The 16,506-nt window shown below is 67.0% G+C and carries 7 protein-coding genes; all 7 read left to right on the top strand.

Translation table 11 applies throughout. The features are described from left to right. Positions 1-63 precede the first annotated feature (63 nt). The 7 genes from eccCa to QFZ74_RS23360 all read left to right on the top strand — a co-directional run bounded on the left by eccCa (position 64) and on the right by QFZ74_RS23360 (position 16,473). Positions 64-4,008, top strand: a complete 3,945-nt coding sequence (gene eccCa, locus QFZ74_RS23390; protein ID WP_307622772.1) for a type VII secretion protein EccCa — start codon at positions 64-66, stop codon at positions 4,006-4,008. Between the two features lie 163 nt (positions 4,009-4,171). Then, positions 4,172-4,567: a hypothetical protein gene (locus QFZ74_RS23385; protein ID WP_307622771.1), complete on the top strand. Its 396-nt coding sequence runs from the start codon at positions 4,172-4,174 to the stop codon at positions 4,565-4,567. Between the two features lie 213 nt (positions 4,568-4,780). Continuing rightward, complete coding sequence (locus tag QFZ74_RS23380) at positions 4,781-9,622, top strand: toxin glutamine deamidase domain-containing protein (protein ID WP_307624256.1); 4,842 nt, start codon at positions 4,781-4,783, stop codon at positions 9,620-9,622. Between the two features lie 14 nt (positions 9,623-9,636). Continuing rightward, positions 9,637-11,772: an SUKH-4 family immunity protein gene (locus QFZ74_RS23375; protein WP_307622770.1), complete on the top strand. Its 2,136-nt coding sequence runs from the start codon at positions 9,637-9,639 to the stop codon at positions 11,770-11,772. A 263-nt stretch (positions 11,773-12,035) separates the two neighbouring features. Beyond that, entirely contained in the window at positions 12,036-14,009 is a 1,974-nt protein-coding gene (locus QFZ74_RS23370) for an SUKH-4 family immunity protein (protein WP_307622769.1), read from the top strand. A gap of 47 nt (positions 14,010-14,056) precedes the next feature. Next, positions 14,057-14,194, top strand: a complete 138-nt coding sequence (locus tag QFZ74_RS23365) for a hypothetical protein (protein ID WP_307622768.1) — start codon at positions 14,057-14,059, stop codon at positions 14,192-14,194. A gap of 50 nt (positions 14,195-14,244) precedes the next feature. Beyond that, entirely contained in the window at positions 14,245-16,473 is a 2,229-nt protein-coding gene (locus tag QFZ74_RS23360; RefSeq protein ID WP_307622767.1) for an SUKH-4 family immunity protein, read from the top strand. The last annotated feature ends 33 nt before the right edge of the window (positions 16,474-16,506 follow it).

Genomic DNA, 16,506 nt, shown 5'->3' with positions numbered 1-16,506 from the left:
CACGTCGCGGTACACGGGGGCGTCGATGCCAAGACGTATCAATCGCGAAGGATGAGTGCATCGGTGAGCGTCGTCATCATCAAACGGCCGCCGCGAACAGCGCCTCCGGTCGTCCCGGACGGCGAGGTCAGACTGGAGGCGCCGCCCGAGCTGCCACGCGAGGGCGAGGAGAGCATGCTGATGACCCTCCTGCCCATGATGGGCATGGTGGGGTCGGTCGGCTTCTTCTTCATGCCGGGTCTCCCCTCTTATATGCGGGTCGTCGGCGGGCTGATGCTGGCCTCGACCCTGGCCATGGCCATCGCCCAGTTCGCCAAGTCCCGTCAGGGCGGCGGCGCGGGCATGGCACAGGACCGGCGCGACTACTTCCGTTATCTGGAGCAGGTCCGCAAGGACGTCCACAAGACCGCTGAACTGCAGCGGCACAGCCAGCTGTTCCAGCACCCGGAGCCCGACCAGCTCTGGGCGGTCGCGGCCGACGGCAAGCGGCTGTGGGAACGGCGCCCCACCGACGGGGACTTCGCCTCGGTCCGCATAGGGCGGGGCACCCAGCAGCTGAACACCCCGCTCGTGGCTCCGGAGACGGCGCCCAAGGAGGAGCTCGAGCCGCTGACCGCGGCGGCCATGAAGGCCTTCCTCGACGCGCACGGCAGCCTGTCCGACCTGCCCGTCTCCGTCTCGCTGCGCGCCTTCTACCACGTGACGATGTGCGGCGAGACCGAGACGGTGTACGGCAACGCCCGGTCGGCGCTGGCCCAGTTGGCGACCCTGCACTCGCCGGAAGACCTCATGATCGCCGTGGTGGCGCATCCCTCCGCGGCCCCCGACTGGGACTGGATCAAGTGGCTGCCGCACAGCCAGCACCCGAAGGCCAAGGACGGGGCGGGCTCGACCCGGCTCCTCTTCGACGACCTGGGTGAGCTGGAGGAGGCGCTCGCCGACCAGCTGGACGACCGCCCCCGCTGGAACCGGGACGCCAACCCGGTCTACGACCAGCCGCATCTGATCGTGGTGCTCGACGGCGGCACGGTGCCGCCGGACTCCGAACTGGCCAGCGCCGAGGGTCTCCAGGGCGTCACCTTCCTGGAGATCGCCCCGGGTGAGCTGGAGGAGGAGCTGCGCGGCGGCCTCACCGTCTACTCGAAGCCCGATCGGATGCAGTTGTTCGTCGGCCACGAGTCGGCGTACACCGGCAAGCCGGACCTGCTGAACGTGGCCCAGGCCGACTCCCTGGCCCGCCAGCTCGCCCCGTTCCGGGTCGGCTCGGCGGAAGAGGGCGAACCCCTGCTGTCCAACCTGGACTTCACCGACCTCATGGGCATCGGGGACGCCGGTTCCGTCGACGTCTCCCGCGCCTGGCGTCCGCGCACGCTGCACGAGCGGCTGCGGGTGCCGATCGGTGTCGGCGAGAACGGCGAGCCGGTCATGCTCGACCTCAAGGAGGCCTCGCAGGAGGGCATGGGCCCGCACGGCCTGTGCGTCGGCGCCACCGGTTCCGGCAAGTCGGAGGTGCTGCGTACGCTGGTGCTCGGTCTCGCGGTGACGCACTCCTCGGAGACGCTGAACTTCATCCTCGCGGACTTCAAGGGCGGTGCGACCTTCGCCGGTATGGCGGACATGCCGCACACCGCGGCCGTGATCACCAACCTCGCGGACGACCTCACCCTCGTCGACCGCATGCGTGACTCGATCATGGGTGAGACGCAGCGCCGTCAGGAGCTGCTGCGCTCGGCCGGCAACTACGCCAACCTGCACGACTACGAGAAGGCCCGGGCGGCGGGCGCCGCGCTCGAGCCGATGGCGTCGCTGGTGATCGTGCTCGACGAGTTCTCCGAACTCCTCACCGCCAAGCCGGACTTCATCGACATGTTCATCCAGATCGGCCGTATCGGCCGGTCGCTGGGCATTCATCTGCTGCTTGCCTCGCAGCGCCTGGAAGAGGGCAAGCTGCGCGGCCTGGACACCTATCTGTCGTACCGGATCGGTCTGCGGACCTTCTCCGCGGCCGAGTCCCGTACGGCGATCGGTGTCCCGGACGCGTACCACCTGCCGTCGATCCCCGGTTCCGGTTATCTGCGGTACGACACCGACACCATGGTCCGCTTCAAGGCCGCGTACGTGTCGGGTCCGTACCACGGTGAGGGCCCGTCCCGCGTGCACCGCTCCACGCAGTTGCGGCCCGCGCTGTTCTCGGCGGAGCACGTGGCCCTGCCCCCGCAGCCGGTGATCGAGGAGCCGGAGGCCGACGACAGGATCGACGACGCGCTCGCCGACACCGTCCTGGACGTCCTCGTCAGCCGGATGGTCAACCAGGGGCCGCCCGCCCACCAGGTGTGGCTGCCCCCGCTGGAGGAGGCGCCGTCGCTGGAGCAGCTCCTGCCCCAGCTCGCCGTCTCCCAGGAACGCGGCCTCACCGCGCCCGAGTACACGGCGCTCGGCCGGCTCAACGTGCCGGTCGGTCTGGTGGACAAGCCGTTCGAGCAGCGGCGTGACGTGCTGTACCGCGACTTCTCCGGCGGCGCGGGCCACGGCCTGTTCGTCGGTGGTCCGCAGTCCGGCAAGTCGACGCTGCTGCGTACGCTCATCTCGTCGTTCGCGCTGACCCACACGCCGTCCGAAGTGCAGTTCTACTGCCTGGACTTCGGTGGTGGCTCTCTGATCGCGATGGAGGAGCTGGCCCATGTCGGTGGCGTGGCGAACCGCCTCGACGCCGAGCGGGTCCGCCGTACGGTCAGCGAGGTCGAGGGCATCCTGAACGCGCGCGAGGAGTACTTCCGCGCGCACAACGTCGACTCGATCACCACGTACCGCCAGCGCCGGGCGTCCGGGCAGCTGCCCGACCAGCCCTGGGGTGACGTCTTCCTCGTCATCGACGGCTGGGCGACCTTCAAGACGGACTACGAGCTGCTCGAAGCCGCCGTCACCGACATCGCCACCCGCGGTCTCGGCTTCGGTGTGCACGTGATCCTGACGGCCAGCCGCTACACCGAAGTGCGGCCCGCGCTCAAGGACATGCTCCAGAACCGCATCGAGCTGCGCCTCGGTGACCCGACCGAGTCGGAGATCGACCGCAAGGTCGCGCAGAACGTGCCGGCCACCGTCCCGGGCCGCGGTCTGACCCAGGACAAGCTGCACTTCATGACGGCACTCCCCCGCGTCGACGGCTCCTCGGAGACCGAGGACCTCGCGGAGGCGACGACGATCCTCATCCGGGGCATCAACGACAACTGGCAGGGCCAGCCCGCCCCGGCGGTCCGGCTGCTGCCGACGATGCTCCCGGTGGACCGGCTGCCCAAGGGCTTCGAGCACCCCGAGCGCGGTCTCGCCATCGGTATCGACGAGTCGTCGCTGGCGCCCGTCTTCGTCGACTTCGAGACGGACCCGCACTTCATCGTGTTCGGTGAGAGCGAGTCCGGTAAGTCGGCGGTCCTGCGTCTGCTCATCAAGCAGATCACCGAGCGCTACACACCGGACCAGGCGAAGATCGTGATGGGTGACTACCGACGCGCTCACCTGGAGGGCGTGCCGGAGTCGCACCTGTCACGCTACTGCGCCTCGGCGCCCGCTCTGGCGGAGACGCTGGAGGGCCTGGCCGGTTCGATGGCCCGTCGCATGCCCGGCCCGGACGTCACGCCGGAGCAGCTGCGCAACCGCAGCTGGTACAGCAGCCCGGACGCGTTCGTCATCGTCGACGACTACGACCTGGTCGCGACCGGCATGAACCCGCTCGCTCCGCTCCTGGAGTACCTGCCGTTCGCCCGCGACATCGGTCTGCGCGTCATCATCGCCCGTTCCTCGGGCGGTGCCAGCCGGTCGCTGTACGAGCCGGTGATGCAGCGGATGCGCGAGCTGGGCGCCCAGGGCATCGTGCTCTCGGGCGACCGCTCGGAGGGTGCCCTGCTGGGCAACATCCAGCCGTCGCAACTCCCGGCCGGCCGTGGTTACTTCCACACGCGGCGCCGTGGCGGCCAGCTGATCCAGACCGGGTGGCTTCCGGCGCGGTTCTGAGGCACGGCTGGTTTCTCGCAAGGGGCGGCACCCACTCGGTCGGGTGCCGCCCCTCTGTGCTGCGTGCGTGCGACAGGGGTGTCTCGGGGGTGGGCCGACGGCTAGGGTGACAGTGCCATCAAGGTTGCGTTGCGACCGGAAAGCCGCGTCATGGGGGGCAGTTGTGGGCAACGACGGGTTGCGTGCCGACCCTTCGGTCCTCAAGACCGAGGGCTCCAACATGTTCAAGGTGGGCCAGGACTTCAGCAAGGCCGCCAAGCGGCTCCAGGAGAGCCTCGGCCACCTGGAAGGAAGCAAGACCCCCCCGTGGGGCGACGACGACATCGGTGAGAAGTTCGGCGTCGTCTACGAGGGCCTGCGCGACGGCATGTTCCAGTCGATGGGCAGCCTGGCCGAGCGCATCGCGGGCATGGGGCTGGCGTTCACCGAGATGGGCGTGCGGCACGAGAAGAACGAGGGCCACGAGGACGAGGCCTGGCGCAGCATCACCTCGGAGTACGACGGACAGGTGCATGTCCCGGACGGGATGCATCACCTACGTCGACGCCAGGAACCCTGATCCGAAGGGTCGTTGCGCTACCCGACGGCCGCTGGACCGGTCCCGGATGTCAATTGGCGTGTCCTGAGGCAGATTTGTGACAGAAGCCCTCTCAAACGGCTGGCGGTCGAGTCCGTAAACTTTGCGGACGACTGTACTTCTGTGTGATCCCGCTTGGCCGCGGGGGCAGTTGTACGGCCGCGTGTCGTTGCGACGGGGGTGCTTGCTGTGTCGATGATGCTGCCGGACGAGCTCGAGTGGGTCCTCGAGATGCTCGGCTACCGCTGGCCGACAGCAGACGAGGACAAGCTCAGAGAAGCCGCGGGAGTGTGGCGGCAGTTCGGCGACGACGTGACCGAACTGCACGCCGCGGCGAACGCGAGCGCTCGGACCGTCGTGTCGAACAACGCCGGTGAGTCGATCGACGCGTTCACCAAGGCGTACGCCAAGTTCGACGGCGGAGGCGGCTCCGACGGCTACCTCGCCAACGCCGCACAGGCCGCGTACACCATCGCGACCGTGCTGGAGGCCTGCGCCTACCTGGTCGTCTTCGCCAAGTGGGCGGTGATCGCCCAGCTCATCGCCCTGGCCTTCGAGATCGCAGCCGCCCAGGCCGCCGCCCCCTTCACCTTCGGCCTGTCCGAAGTCGGCGCGCTCGGCGCCACCCAGGCCACCCGCCTGATCGTCCGCCGCCTCCTCGATGAGCTCAAGGAAGCCCTCATGGAGGCGATCGTCGAGGCGATGAAGGAGCCGGCGATCTCCGCGATCGAGGCCATCATCACCGACCTGGTGAAGCAGACGGTGAGCGTCGGCTTCGGCGCCCAGCAGGGCTACGACCTCGGCCAGACGGTCGGGGCCGGCGCCAAGGGCGGCTGGGAGGCCATCAAGCAGACCCCGCAGACACTGGCCGAGGGCGTCCGCGACGGCCTGGGCGAGAAGGCGGGCCACCGCGCGCACCACGCGATCGACAGCCGGATCGACGGTCATGAGTCGTCGGGGAGCGAGGGCGGCGACGGGGGCGATCGGGATGGCGGGAGCGACGGGGGTTCCGGCTCGTCGTCCGACTCCAGTTCCAATTCTGGTTCTGGTTCTGGTTCTGGTTCGGGATCCGATTCTGGTTCGGACTCCTCGTCGTCGACGCACACACGGGCCGGTGGGGACGACTCGGGCCCGGGCGTGAACATCGGCCGCGGGATATCGGCCGACGGCGGTGAGGGCGGTATCAGCGCGCCGGACCTGGGAGTTGGCCCCGACTCGGACTCCGGATCCGATTCCGGTTCGGACTCGGGTTCGGACTCCGGTTCTGGGCAGAACCATTCGCCCGCTGCAGCGGATGCGCCGCGGTCGACCCCGCTGCTCTCGGGACCGACACTGTCGGACTTCGACGACCCGTCGCCCGGTGGATCAACGGCCGGGGCTGCGGACACGAACGGTCCCTCCGGCCCGTCGCACCACGGCGGCGGCCCCTCCGTCTCCGGCCTGTCGTCACCGACGCCGCACGCCGCCCCGCACACGGGAGCCTCCTCGGGCGGTACGTCGACACCGACGAGCGGTGGCGGGATCAGCACGTCGATCGACGGCCTGGCCGCCAGCGTCCCGACCCAGTCCAGCGCGGCGCACGCACCGACCCCGACGCCGACGCCGGGAGACCCGTCACCCACGCACTCCGGGGGCCGTACGGACGGCGGCCTGGGCATACCGACCCCGCCGGTGGCGTCGTCCACCCCGGGAGGAATCCCCGGCACGCAGCACAGCGGGGCGAGCAGCGCGGGCAACACGCACTCCGGATCAGGCGGTCCGGCCGGCCCGAACCCCAACTCGACCCCGAACAGGAACTCTCCGCCCACCGGTACCGGTCCCGCGTCCACGCCAAATCCCACGAACCTGGGGACGCCACGGAACCCTCTGTCCCAGACCCCGGACGGCCGCATACCGAACCAGCGCCCCGGGACCACACCGGGCGACGGCAGCAGCCTGCCCCGGCACACCCCGGGGACGACACCTGGTGACGGCACCCGCCCCCGTGACACCTCCAACTCGACGCCGGACGACCGTACTCCGCCCCGAAATCCCGTGGACGCGACCAATCCCCGTACGCCTCCCCGCAGTCAGGACACGGGCTCGACGCCGAACACGAACTCGAACTCAAGCGGAAGCCCGTCCCCGAGCCGGAACCAGAACCCGGCCACTGCCGCGCCCTCTGCCAGGGCCTCGACGCCGTCGTCCACCAACACTCCGGGGACCACGCCGCCCACCTCGTCCGGCAACGGACCGGACCGGCCGTCGACGCCCAGCAACAGCACCCCGAACTCGACGACGCAGCCCGGTCCCACGGCCACACCCGGTACGTCCAGCACGCCACGGGGCCAGAACCAGCCGCGCCCGAACGCCGGTGCCACTCCCGGCACCCCTCCCGCGAGCGGCGCCCCCAACACCCCGCACGTCCCACGGCAACCGGCGGCGTCGCCGAACCCCAGCGACGGGACGAACACCCCGAACGACCGCCAGCAGCATCCCCAGGTGACGCCGGTCCCCATCGTCACCGTCGCCCCGGCCGCGGCCTCCGCCCCGCCGCCCTCCCACGCGGCGCCCGCCGCTCCGCACGCGCCCGGCTCGCCGCAGGGCGGCCCGGGTGTGCCCCACCAGCAGAAGCCGCATCAGGACAGCCTGGACGACATCCGTGCGGATCTGAACCACTACCCGGAGGGTCTGACCGAGCCGGACCCCACCGACCAGCAGGCACTGGCAGACGCGGTGCCGCACAACCCCGACGGCACTCCCCAGCGCTTCCCCGACCCGTTCGGCCACTGGGCGCAGCTCCAGAACGACGGCGGCAACACCGTCCCCGGACGCAGCAACAACTGCGCCGACTGCTCCCGTTCCTTCCTGGAGACCTGGTACGGCAATCCACAGGTCTCGGCGCCTCGCACGCTCGACCTCAACGAACACGGCCAGTACAACCCCTGGTCCCCGGAGCGCGACGCCAACGACAACCAGATCCGCTGGACAGGTGCCGCGCACACCTACGCGGGCCCGGGCGGCGACAACCCCGACACGGTCCACAACATCGAATCGGCCCTCCTGGAGGCCGGCCCCGGCTCCGCGGCGATCGTCCAGGTCGACTGGCCGGGCGGAAGCGGCCACGCCTTCAACGCCGTCAACCACGACGGCAAGATCGTCTGGATCGACACCCAGAGTGGCGAGGTCAGCCACGAGCCGCTCCACATAGCCAACGCGGAACACGTCTGGCACATCCCACTCGACGCCAACCGCAACCCCATCCCGGTCGACCACGCCGACTTCGCGAACTTCGAGGGCCAGACTCACGAGGCTCAGCCGGAGAACAACCAGACCTCACAGAACGATGTCTCCGGTGACATTCCGAAGCAGGGCGACAACGATCTCGCCGAGCCGTCGACCGTCGACCCGAACACGGCGAACGGTGAGTCTGAGAACGAGATCGCCGGGCCGCAGAGCAAGGGCGTCAACCCGCCTGACCCCCACAGCATGCCTGATGGCCAGGAGCCCTCCCAGAAAACCCCGGAAAGCGATCGGCTGCTTCCGGGCGATAGCGACGTTGATCGGCAGCATTCATCTTCCCCTGAGACCTCCTCGGGAAAGCGCCGCCCGACCCCGGCCAAAACAGCGAGTATGCCGGACCCGCAGTCGCGCCCCGACGAAGCAACAGGCCCCGATGGGCAGGGCCACATCCCCAACAAGAAGACGGAGCAACCGAATGGGGCAGCGAAGATCCCGCCCCTACAACCCGGCTCCCCCTCGGAGCACGGGCAGCTCTCTGCCCGTGCTGCCAGCCCCCGCACTGCGGATGCCCGCACTACGAATCCGCGTTCCGAGACTCCAAGCTGGGACCGACGTGCGCCGGCGAACCCAGCGGGTACGCAGCCCTACGAGGGTTCAAGCGACCCCTGGACCGAAGGCGGGGACGAGACCGACGACGGGAAGCAGGCCCCTGCCACTCCCGAAAGCTCCTCACCTCACGAGGAGAGCCAACCAAAGAATCACCAGCACTACGGCATGCTGGGCGACCAAGCGCAACGGGATCTTCGAGAGCGCAACATCCACCAGATCGACCAAGAGCCCGTATACCGCTACCTGGAGAACCTGGCTAACAACAGAAATCATCAGTTGCGTGAACTGCTTGAGGGCAGCAAAAACGGCACCACATGGCGCCGAGACGACTTGAAAGCCCTCCCCGGATTTGATGACCTGACACGCGGTCAGCAATTGGCTACCGTCGCTGTTCTGGCACGCCTCAGCATCGACTTCCATACCAATCAGGGAGTGGGTGTCAGCCCACATCTGCGCGACGGTGACAACTCGGCCTACAAATGGCGGGAAGACGCGGAACGAGAGGCCCATCGTAAACGCGACATCCTCCGGCAGAAGAACTACGAGGGGGTTGATAAACATCAATCGTCACGGGCTGCCGGAAAACGTTCCGAATCGGACCTTTCGAAAGTTGACGGTTCGGTCAGCAATAGCAGTACACCGACCCAGCGAGCGCGGCACCACCTCGATGAGGCATACGGTAAAACCGTAGCCGAGCAAGTGGTGACAGCAACCAGCGACATGAAGCCCGACTTCTCCGGTCGGAACTATGCCGTGGTCGAGGTGATCGACCCAGGCCCACCTACGGAAACACACTATGTGGCCGACGCCTCGTTCAACTACGCCGGACCGCGTCCCGCACACTCAGAACCGCACATAGGCGGCTGGATAGAACGCCTGAACGAGGATCGAGCAGCCGAGGGCAAGCAGCCCCTTGACGTTGTGCACATGTACACAGAGCGGGAACCGTGTGGACACCCGTCCGAGTCCCCGGGCCACGCGGACTGCTCAGGGTACATCCTGCATTACATGCCTACGCACATGCCGGTAAGTTATGGGACTGGATACCGAAAGGGCGAGCCAGTAACCCCCTTCAGTGACCCTCAGCAACGAAAAGGAGTAAACACCGCGCGTCAGGCGATGGAGGCCGACGCCCAGCACCACTTGAACAGGGTGTCTGACATCCTCAAGGCATACGCTTTCCCGACCCCCACGTCGAATCCCTAGAAATGACCTGAAGTATGAGCGCACCCGTCCCAGGACCGACCGAAATCCCGCCTGATCTCGCAATGAACCGCGCACTGTGGTGGATCGACAAGCCACGTGACAGCAGCGCCTGGTTGTGGTTCGGCGGCAACGAAGGGGCGGGCAAGACCGCACTGCTCCAGGAGATCGCCGGGCGGCATCCTGATTCGATCTTCTTGGATTGCGCTGGCATGTCCTGCGAGGAGGTTGCTCGCAGGCTGGCTGATTCCTTTGGTGTAGCCGCACCCAATTCCTACGACTGCAACTTTGCACAAGCCGTGACTAGGATTACCACCGGACCGGTGGTAATCCTGGCGAATACGCAATGGGCAGGCAGCATCCGCACCACACGCGAGCCGGAACGTGTCATACATGAGGTAGTACAGACCCTGATCAGGAATCACCGACGCAGCGTACGGATGCGGCTCCTGGTCGAGGTGGAGCACACCGCGGGCCCGATGGCATCTCTGCGTGGCCGCGAGCTGACGCTTCGCGGCCACGACGTTGACCAGGTGTCGACTGGGGACGCAACCTCGGCCGAGAAAGCGGCTTTCCGTGCCCTCGCACTGTCCGAATCCCGCACCGTCCCGCTGCCCGTATGGTCAACACTGTGCTCCGTACTCGGACAAGATATCTCCGTGCCACAGTTGGAGCGGCTGATCTCATCCCACTCTCCGGACATACTGACGCAGGCGAGCCGTGAATTCCCCTGGCCGAACGCGGCTTTCCGCCGCGAGTGCACCGCCCGAGTGTGGCGTGACACGATAACCCCCGACGAGGTAAAGCGCTTCCACAGCCAGGCGCTCTCCGCACTGCGGTCTGCGGAGCGGACATCGGCGATCAAGTGGTACGTACAGCATGCAGCGGCCGGCCATGCAGCCGCGAGCGGAGAATTCGAGTCTCTACTCGAAGACGCATCCACCATGGCCATGGTCGGTCACCACAGTCTGTTCGAGGCATTCGAGGCTGCCTACCATGACCACGCTGTCCCCCCGGCAAGCCTCGCCGCCCACCTCTACTACCTGTCCGAACGTGGCGTGTGGCCCTCCACGCATGGTGAGTGGCTGGCTCTCCTGCATCACTCCCTCCTCAGCCGAGGGCCATCAGGCAAGGCTTTGGCTGACCGGCTCCTCGCCGCTGCCGACACCTCCGCCCTGCCATGGCACACCCTGTGGGCGCATGGCACCGCTCCCGGTGTCGCCACCACAGAACACGTGATCAAGCGGCCAACCGTACGCGAACTACAAGTCGCGCGAGCCGATTCGGGCTCCCTGGCCATTGCCACATACGGTCGAGGCAACAGGAACGCCTGGCACCTCAGCAATGGAGAACTCGCTGCCGATCCTGATGACGCGCCCGTAGCCCCAGAATCTGTTGCGGCGGACCAAGGTCTCCACGGGTGGAGACCCGCGGGCGCAGCCGACGGTCACGTCGATCTGCCCCGCATGCCCCGGTACGTAAGAGATGCCGTTCGCGTAGGTAACCATGCAGTCATGTCCTCCACCGACGGAGTCTTCGCCATAACCATTCACTCCTCGGAATCGGAGACACAGTCAGGCGTCCTGAAGACAACAGTGCGTACGACCACCAGACTTGGAACCGCCGACTTCCCCACGGAGGCACGGCGAGCCTCCGCCAACTGGTTTGAGGATGTCTGGGGTGCAAGCGCCCTCAAGCGGGTCGCCGAGGATGCTCTGCCCTCGAGCCTCTCCAATACCGATGCAGGCAAATTCCTGGCCGAAGTAGGCCTTCCTCATGTAAGCGGTTTTCTTGAGCTTGAAACAGTCAACCTGGCCACCACAGGACTCAGAACCGTTCCCGATTCTCCGGTAGGCCAGGGATCCGTGCTCCTTTTGGGAACCTGGCAGGGAGCGCAACTACTTCTCGACGCAACCAGCGGCAAGGTCCTGCAGGACGGGACCTCTGGAATCAGCAATCCGTTGGCCGGGAGTTCGCTCCGAAAATTCATCACCATGGTTCGGCTCTACTACTGGTGGTTCGCCTCCGACTGGACCATCGAAAACGCTGAAGCCGACCTGCGATCCTGGCTAGCTCGCATCGACCCCAACGCCTACGCAACCCAGTGCTGGCAACGCGTATTCGAGGACTACAACTTTACTGATCGCGTATGAATTCCAGAGAGGGAGCGCATGACTCCGTACGTCTCCGTCCTTGCATCACAAAAAGAAGGCAGGGCGTAACACCCGGCCATGCCAGCTCGAACAATGTCGCTGATGAAGTTGATGCATGGGTGAACGACCCTTCCTCAAAAAGCGCTTTCCTGCTCCTGGACGGCCCCTCGGCCTCCGGGAAGACCGAAGTCCTCCGGAGAATCGCTGAGAGGGGACGGGAGTCATCTCTTGTCGATGCCGCTGGCCTCTCCACCGAGGAGGTCATGGGCAAGATCATGCAGGAGCTGGACATTTCGTACGGGGACTACAGAGATGCCGATCTCCTCATCGACGAGATCCGGGACCGGAATCTGAGCCATGTCGTCCTCGTGACCAATACCCAATGGGCCGGTCGAACCTGGAGCACCTGCGAACCACGACATCTCGCCGACCTCCTCGCGCGGGGCATCGGGAGCCCGTATGTCAGGACGGGCGTCAGAGTCGTTCTGGAGGTCGACAGCGGTGTCCATCCGCTCAGCCCGTGGATGCGGTCCCCGCTCACACTCCCGGATCGGCCGGACGTCACCAGGCTGGACGTCCGCTCCCTTTCCCCCGTCCATCGCACAGCCCTGCAGGCATTGGCCCTGGCCGAGCCACGCAGGGTGAGTTTTGCGGAGTGGAGTGCGCTCTGCTCTGTCCTGGGGGCCGAATTGGGCATCTCGGACCTTCAAACGATGGCCGTCGAGCTGGAATGGATCTCGGTCTCCGGCGACGGCGAGCTACCCGTTGGGCTGGCCTACGCGTCCGACGCCCACCGGCTGCGCAGCGACATTCCCGCCGAGGACTTCCGTGCTTTCCAGAACGCAGTAGTGGACCAGCTGTTCGCCTGCAGTGACGCAGACGCGCTCACGGATTATCTGGCCCGCGCGCTCCCCGCACATGCCGCCATGGCGGGCCGCTACGAAGAGCTCCTCTCCACCCCGAACACGCTCGCGAAGTGCCTGCACCCCGCCCTGGTGGAAGCGTTGCCCGTCGCCTTTCCGAACGGCGTCCCCGCGGGTACCTTCGCGGCCGACCTGCACTACCTCGACAAGCTCGGCGTAGCACCGTCCTCACACTCCGAATGGCTGTCCATCCTTCACCTACTGGCGCTGAGCCAGGGTGATCCCGAGCGTGCACGCGCACTGACGGCTTCCGCAGGGCCCCTGCCCTGGCGCACGGTCTGGTCCAACTGGCGAGCTCCCGGGCGTCTGCACACCTGCGGCCCCCATGTCGACGTCATCGAGGAACTGCGGGCAGACACGGACTCCACAGTGACCAGCCTCAGCGCGAACGGGGCAGAGCTGAGGTGGGACATCAACACCGGGCTGCCCCTCGCCGGGCCGGACCGTCAGCATGTCGCCGACGCGCGCACATCGCCCGACAGCCCGACACCGCAGCCCGTCTGGCAGGCCGAACCGTCCCGGAACCTGCTCCGGCTCCAACTCCGCGCGGACCCAGGTGTCTTGCGCACGGTGCCGGCACCCAAGGTTCAAGACGCTGCCTGCGTGGGGAACCGCGTCGTAGTGGGTGGGGACCGTGGCTTGTACGCCGTCGACGTAAGCTCCGATGTCACCGAGATCGGCCCGCCTCTGCGCGCGCTGCCGGCCGTCGGCCCTCGCGGGAAGATCTCTCCGCGTCCCTTCAATGCCGCAGCCTGTCGCCCCACCCGGGCCCGCGTACGTGACATCTTCAGCGCGGAGACGTCCCCCGTCCTGACCGAAGAGCAGTTGCCCTCCGGCCTGACGCACGAACCGACTCGACGCTTCCTCACCGAAGTCGGCTCCCCCGCCGTATCCGGCTTCTACAGTCTCAACACCCACAACCTGCTCGGCACCGGGCTGGTCGAACGCACCTGGGAAGGCGCCAGGAACTTCGAAACCCCCGTCGGTGACGGTCCGTTCTACGACCTGGGCACCTGGATCGGCGGCGTGCTTCTGCTCGATGGCGCCACCGGTCGCGTACTGCGCCAGACGCGGCCAGGAGCCATCGACGACGAAGATCCCGGCGAGCCCCTGGCCGGCTCCTCCCTCGCCTCGTTCGTCGCCATGGTGTGCCTGCAATGGGAGTACATGCTCGCCTACACCACCTCAGGCGGACTGGACAGCGAGGACCTGCTCACCGAGCTCACGGAATGGATCGCCGCCCTTGATCCGGCGGCCGCGGCGACCCAGAACTGGGGGCACGTCCTGGACCCGGACAACCTCGCCTACCTGTGACTCATGGGCGCTGTTCGATGACGCGACGACGAGTTCGTCATCTATGGGTGACGAAACTACCTCGCTGCACGGAACCTACCTCGCTGCGCTTCTTCGCCATGGTCCGGCTGTTCGACGAATTCCGCAGGACGTACCATCCCTCCGACGCCGACTACGAGGACGCTCGGACCAGCCTCGAGACCTGATGCAGGCAGATGGACGCCGACGCTGCCCACCTAGGAGCTGAGAGTTCGAGTTGCTCTACGAAACCGCCCCCCTCTCAGCGTCTCAATTCGCCGAACGTCTGGTGGGCTGGTGGCACGAGGGACGTCCCAACGGGACTGAGCTCCGAGTCGTCAGCGAGTCCGGCAGCGCCGCCATACTTCAGGAAGTACATGCGCGCTTGCCAGACGGCGTTCTCGTGGATGCGGCCGGTGCGGGCGCGGACGATGTCTTCCGACGTACGCTCGCCCTCCTCGGCGTGCCGGAATCCGAGCTGACGCACCACGGCTGGCACCGTGCCGCCAAGCGGCTGGCCAAAGGCAAGCTCGTCCTCCTGACGAACGTCTGGCGGGCGGGCACCACCCGGAGGTCGGCCCACCCGGCCATCCTCCAGGACTACGCCGCGGGACGGCTCGCACTCCTGCAGGCCGGAGTGGTCGTCGACGCCGGTCCGGACGGACAGGAGCACGGACAGGAGCACGGACAGCCCCGGCGCGGGGTTGTCACGCTGGGGCTGGACGAGTCAGCGAACGACGATCCGCACGTACGGCTCAAGGCACACATCACGTCGGCCATGGCATCACCGCACATCCGGGCACTGGCCCTGTCGGAACCCAGGCAGGTGCCTCTTCCCGTATGGACCCAGTTGGCCCGCGCTGCCGATGTCCCGGACTCGAACGAGGATTCCCTACGCCGACTTGCCGCACGATTCCCGGACCTGCTCACCATCGTGGCCGATCAGGTCGTCTTCAACGACGAGGCCGTGCCCGAAGCGCTGCGCCGCGATACACCGGACGAGGTGACCATCCAGGTCAACCGTCACATGGCACGCTGGCTCCGCCAACTGGCCCCCCAACTGCGGCACCCCGATGGCTGGGCCCGCTCCGGGGCTGTCGGCGAGTACGCCGCACAGGGGCTGGCGATGCACGCCGTACAAGCAGGGGAATTCGACGAGCTTTTGAGTGACGGAGAGGCGCTCGCCAATCTGCCTCAGCGCGCGCTCATGGATGCTGCGCACTGCGCCTATGACGGGTCCCTCCCCGGCTGCAATCCGGCAGCAGACGCGGTCTTTCTCCAGATGAACGGTGCCCTGGCGCACTCCCAGGGTTCCCAGGGCGCCCAAGGTGAGTGGGCGGCCTGGCTTCATCTGATGGCCACGGCAAGGGGGGACACCGAGCTGTGCGTGGGTATCGCCAACTCCGGTGTACGGCTGCCTTGGCGGACGCTGTGGACACGTTGGTGCCCGCCCGGCGGATACCACCCCAGCTACCTCACGCCTGGTCCCGTCTACGAACTGTTCGCCGTCCGGTGGCAGGGGCGGCCGGCCGTGGCGAGCAGCGCTAGCGACGACACCGTCCGAATCTGGGACCTCGCCACCTCCGAACTCCTGGCGGGCCCGTGGCCTGGCGAGGAGTTCCCCCCTGAACAAAGGGGCGTTCTGACCTGGGACACCGACCATGCGGGCGGTCAGCTCTCGCCAGAGGAACCCGGACCCACCAGCCTGGAGGATCTCCGCGCTCACGAGCGCGACACCCCTGGCCCCGGCGAGGCCTACGAGTTCCTGCCCCTCGCCCTCGACACAGGCAGCATCGCCGTAGTAGCCGGAGTTGGCGGCCTGTTCGCCGTGGAGTCGACCGATCCGGAATCGTCTCCCGAGATAACACCGCTGACAAGCGGCCCACTTCTGGGAAATCGCACGGCTGCTGGACCTGCCTGGCCGAAGCACGCAGCCGAAACGACTGCCTCCGACTTCGGCAAGCTCTTCCCTGACGCCTCTGTTGTACGTACTCCGGCCAGCCACATCCCATCTGGTCTCAGCGAAGAAACCGCTCGCCGGGTACTCATCGACATCGGCGTACCTGCGGCCAGCGGTACAGGAATCGGCTTCTGGCCGAATGATGCAGATTTTCTGAACGAGCAGACCTGGCCCACCGATGGGGAGCAGCCGGAAGAGGCCGGACCGTTCTTCTTCCTCGGTCTCTGGATGGGAGGGAAGATCGTCATCGACGGCGCCTCCGGCCACGTACTGCGCATTCCCTCCGACCCGGATGAAAGCGGCCTGGCAGGCGTTCTCCTCGCAGTGGCTCTCGACCGTTTCCTGCGAATGCTCACCCAGTGGATCACCGGGCTTCGCATCCTCCGGCGTATTGACAACAGCGACGAAGCCCACCTGCTGCGCCAGCACATCGACGACGCCATCTGGGACATCGACAGCGAAGGATCGACCGCCGGGGCCTGGCAGTATCCGCTCTACAACGAGTAACGCAGTACGACGACGGAGGACTCCCGGCCTCCC

Source organism: Streptomyces sp. V3I7 (assembly GCF_030817495.1).
Taxonomy (GTDB): domain Bacteria; phylum Actinomycetota; class Actinomycetes; order Streptomycetales; family Streptomycetaceae; genus Streptomyces.
This window is presented reverse-complemented; position numbering and strand designations above follow the sequence as displayed.

Excerpts from the sequence above, each read along its gene's own strand:
- QFZ74_RS23375 (WP_307622770.1), top strand. The coding sequence starts at position 9,637 with ATGAGCGCACCCGTCCCAGGACCGACCGAAATCCCGCCTGATCTCGCA.
- QFZ74_RS23370 (WP_307622769.1), top strand. The coding sequence starts at position 12,036 with ATGGGCAAGATCATGCAGGAGCTGGACATTTCGTACGGGGACTACAGA.
- QFZ74_RS23380 (WP_307624256.1), top strand. The coding sequence starts at position 4,781 with ATGATGCTGCCGGACGAGCTCGAGTGGGTCCTCGAGATGCTCGGCTAC.